Annotated in this window: 3 protein-coding genes; 1 reads left to right on the top strand and 2 read right to left on the bottom strand. The window is 69.8% G+C overall.

What is annotated here, in order from left to right; genetic code table 11:
* Nucleotides 1-202: 202 nt before the first annotated feature.
* Nucleotides 203-604, bottom strand: coding sequence for a hypothetical protein (locus GKQ77_RS31260; RefSeq protein ID WP_219692486.1), 402 nt, complete (start codon nucleotides 602-604; stop codon nucleotides 203-205).
* A gap of 149 nt (nucleotides 605-753) precedes the next feature.
* Here GKQ77_RS31260 and GKQ77_RS31255 point away from each other — a divergent pair, with 149 nt between their 5' ends.
* The gene (locus tag GKQ77_RS31255; protein ID WP_219692485.1) at nucleotides 754-1,575 is read left to right on the top strand and encodes a PhzF family phenazine biosynthesis protein; all 822 of its coding nucleotides are present in this window, start codon (nucleotides 754-756) and stop codon (nucleotides 1,573-1,575) included.
* A gap of 118 nt (nucleotides 1,576-1,693) precedes the next feature.
* Here GKQ77_RS31255 and GKQ77_RS31250 read toward each other — a convergent pair whose 3' ends face one another.
* Entirely contained in the window at nucleotides 1,694-2,494 is an 801-nt protein-coding gene (locus GKQ77_RS31250) for a CPBP family intramembrane glutamic endopeptidase (protein ID WP_219692484.1), read from the bottom strand.
* Between the last annotated feature and the right edge of the window lie 217 nt (nucleotides 2,495-2,711).

The raw sequence follows: 2,711 nt of genomic DNA, 5'->3' as shown, positions 1-2,711 counted from the left end.
CCCCAGGGGCCACCGGGTCCACCGGGCCCCCCGAAGCCGGGTCCGAACGGGCCGAACGCGCCACGGCGGGCTCCTCGCTCGTGTGCAAAACCGTGGGAACGCATAACGATCACTCCTTCAGTACGATCATCGACCACTCGCGAATCTATCGCGATGCGTCAACGATATATCGGAAGCGTTCGCCTGGCAATCCCGTGGTCTTCTACGCGGGGCCGTGCTCCAAGGTGTAGAGGGCGTCGTCCAGGTCGAAGGTCAGTGTCCCCTTGGCCGCTTCGACCGTGTCGCTGCCGAGGTGATCGTCGGCGCCCGGGAAGTCGTCGACGTACAGGGACACCGTGTCGCCCGTCTTGGCGAGGCGATCGACCGGCCTGGCCGTCGGGGCGTCGCGATCACAGCGGAGGGTGTCGGCGGAGTTCCAGACCGTCCGTCCGTTGACCTGGAGGTAGACCCTGTCTCCGCTCGGCGGGTCCTCGTTCTGGTAGCAGGTGAGCGTGTGCAGCTTCACGGGCGCGGCGAAGTCGGCGGTCGCGGGGCCGGTGAGCGTGGCGACCAGCGCGAGGGCACCACCGATGGCCGGCACGGCCCTGCCGATTGCATGGATCATGTTCATGGTCGGCTAACGACCAGCTCAGGCATTGGTGACCGCACAGGACCGGAAGGCCCGCCCACGGTCGTCCGGAAGGCCCACCAGCAGTCCAGTGACCCCGCATTGGCCTTACCGCGACGGCTCCGCGGCCCTCTACGGTCAGCGGTATGCCGACTTCCCACCGCATCCGCGTCGTCGACGCCTTCACCGACCGCCCCTTCGCCGGCAACCCGGCCGGGGTCCTGCTGCTCGACGCCTTCCCCGACGACACCTGGCTGCAACACGTGGCCAGGGAGGTCAACCACGCCGAGACCGCCTTCGCCCACCGCCTCCCCGAGGGCGGCGAGGCGGACTGGGCACTGCGCTGGTTCACGCCGGCCACCGAGGTCGACCTGTGCGGGCACGCCACCTTGGCCACAGCTCACGTCCTGCACACCACCGGCGCCGCCACCGGCCCCGTCCGCTTCGCCACGCGCGGGGGCATCCTCACGGCGACCGCGCACGAGGACGGCAGCCTCACCCTCGACTTCCCGACCGCCCCGTGCACCGCGACCGACGTACCCGAGGGCCTCGCCCAGGCCCTGGGCGCCGAACCGCTCGGCGCGCACCGCACCCACGGGCACGTCGGCGACCTGCTGGTCGAACTCGCCGACGAGAAGACGGTGCGGGCACTGACCCCCGACCACAAGGCACTCGTCCCTCACGCCCGGCGCGGGATCATCGCCACGGCCCGCGCCGAAGACCCCTCACGCGGCTACGACTTCGTCTCCCGCTGCTTCTTCGCCGGCCTCGGCATCGACGAGGACCCCGTGACGGGCAGCGCGCACACGGCCCTCGCCCCCTTCTGGTCCGAGCGCCTCGGCCGCACCGAACTGACGGGACTCCAGGCCTCGGCCCGCACCGGCCTGGTCCGCACCGAGCTGCACGGCGACCGCACCTTCCTGACGGGCCGCGCGGTCACGGTCATCGAGGGCGAGCTGCACGCCTGACGGCACGGCCCCACCCGTAGAGCACGGCACGCCTCTTCCCGTACAGCGCTGTGGGGACGTACGAGAATCCCGTACGTCCCCACACACCGCGCCGAACACCGCCTGAGCCGGACACCACCTAAGGCGTCGGCAGCCACCCCACCTTCCCCGCGAGCAGCGCATACCCGACGAACGCGCCGATATCGAGCAGCGAATGGGCGACGACCAGCGGGCCCACCCGCCCCCACCTGCGGTAGAGCAGGACGAAGACCACGCCCATCGCCACGTTCCCGAGGAAGCCGCCGATCCCCTGATACAGGTGGTACGAGCCGCGCAGCACCGAACTGCCCACCAGCGCGGCCATCGGCGTCCACCCCAACTGGTCGAGCCTGCGCAGCAGATAGCCGACGACGATCACCTCCTCCAGGACCGCGTTCTGCACCGCGGAGAGCACGAGGACCGGGTACTTCCACCACACGTCGGGCAACGCCTCCGGCACCACCGTGAGATTGAAGCCGAACCCTCGAGCGGCGAGGTAGAAGAGGATCCCGGTGCTCCCGATCACCGCGGCGATCGCCGTGCCGCGCCCCAGGTCGGGCCATGGCCGCGTCCGGTCGAAGCCGAACGTCCGAAAGCCCGCCCCCTCCCTCAGCAGGAGGTGCGCGACGAGCGCGACCGGCACCAGCGCGCTCGTGATCCCGAACAACTGCCACGCGAGATCAAGCCATGGTCGTCCCGGCGCCGCCGAGGCGTTCATGGTGGCCGCCTGATCCTTCAGACCACCGGGTTTGGTGACCGACCCGACAAAGCTGATCAGCGCGGACACACCACTCGCACCCAGCGAGAGAGCCAGCACGAGCAGTGTCTCGTCCCGCAGAATCCGCCGTGAGGGCCCGCCCGTTGGAAAAGAACCGGCCATCGGTCCCGGCTCCGCTTGCACTACGCCTCCAGTTGAGTAATCCCGCCTCATCCCCCTCCTCGTCCCGCTAGGGTCTCGAAAGAAGTTACGAAAAACGTGCGCGACAGGCCGAGGGGGAAGGCCGCCGGTTCCGGGCGTACAGCCCCCTCTTTCCTTGCTTCATCGCTCAAGGAGGGGCACTACCGCCATGGGACGTCACAGCTTGCCCGATGAGCACGGGACGAGCGCGCCCGACCCC

It is taken from the genome of Streptomyces anatolicus, assembly GCF_019400875.1.
GTDB classification, from domain to species: Bacteria; Actinomycetota; Actinomycetes; order Streptomycetales; family Streptomycetaceae; genus Streptomyces; species Streptomyces anatolicus.
The sequence above is the reverse complement of the archived record's forward strand: the minus strand, read 5'-3'. Positions and strand labels throughout refer to the sequence as shown.

Bases quoted from the DNA above. Each gene is read 5' to 3' on its own strand.
- GKQ77_RS31260 (WP_219692486.1), bottom strand. From the start codon at position 604: ATGATCCATGCAATCGGCAGGGCCGTGCCGGCCATCGGTGGTGCCCTC.
- GKQ77_RS31255 (WP_219692485.1), top strand. From the start codon at position 754: ATGCCGACTTCCCACCGCATCCGCGTCGTCGACGCCTTCACCGACCGC.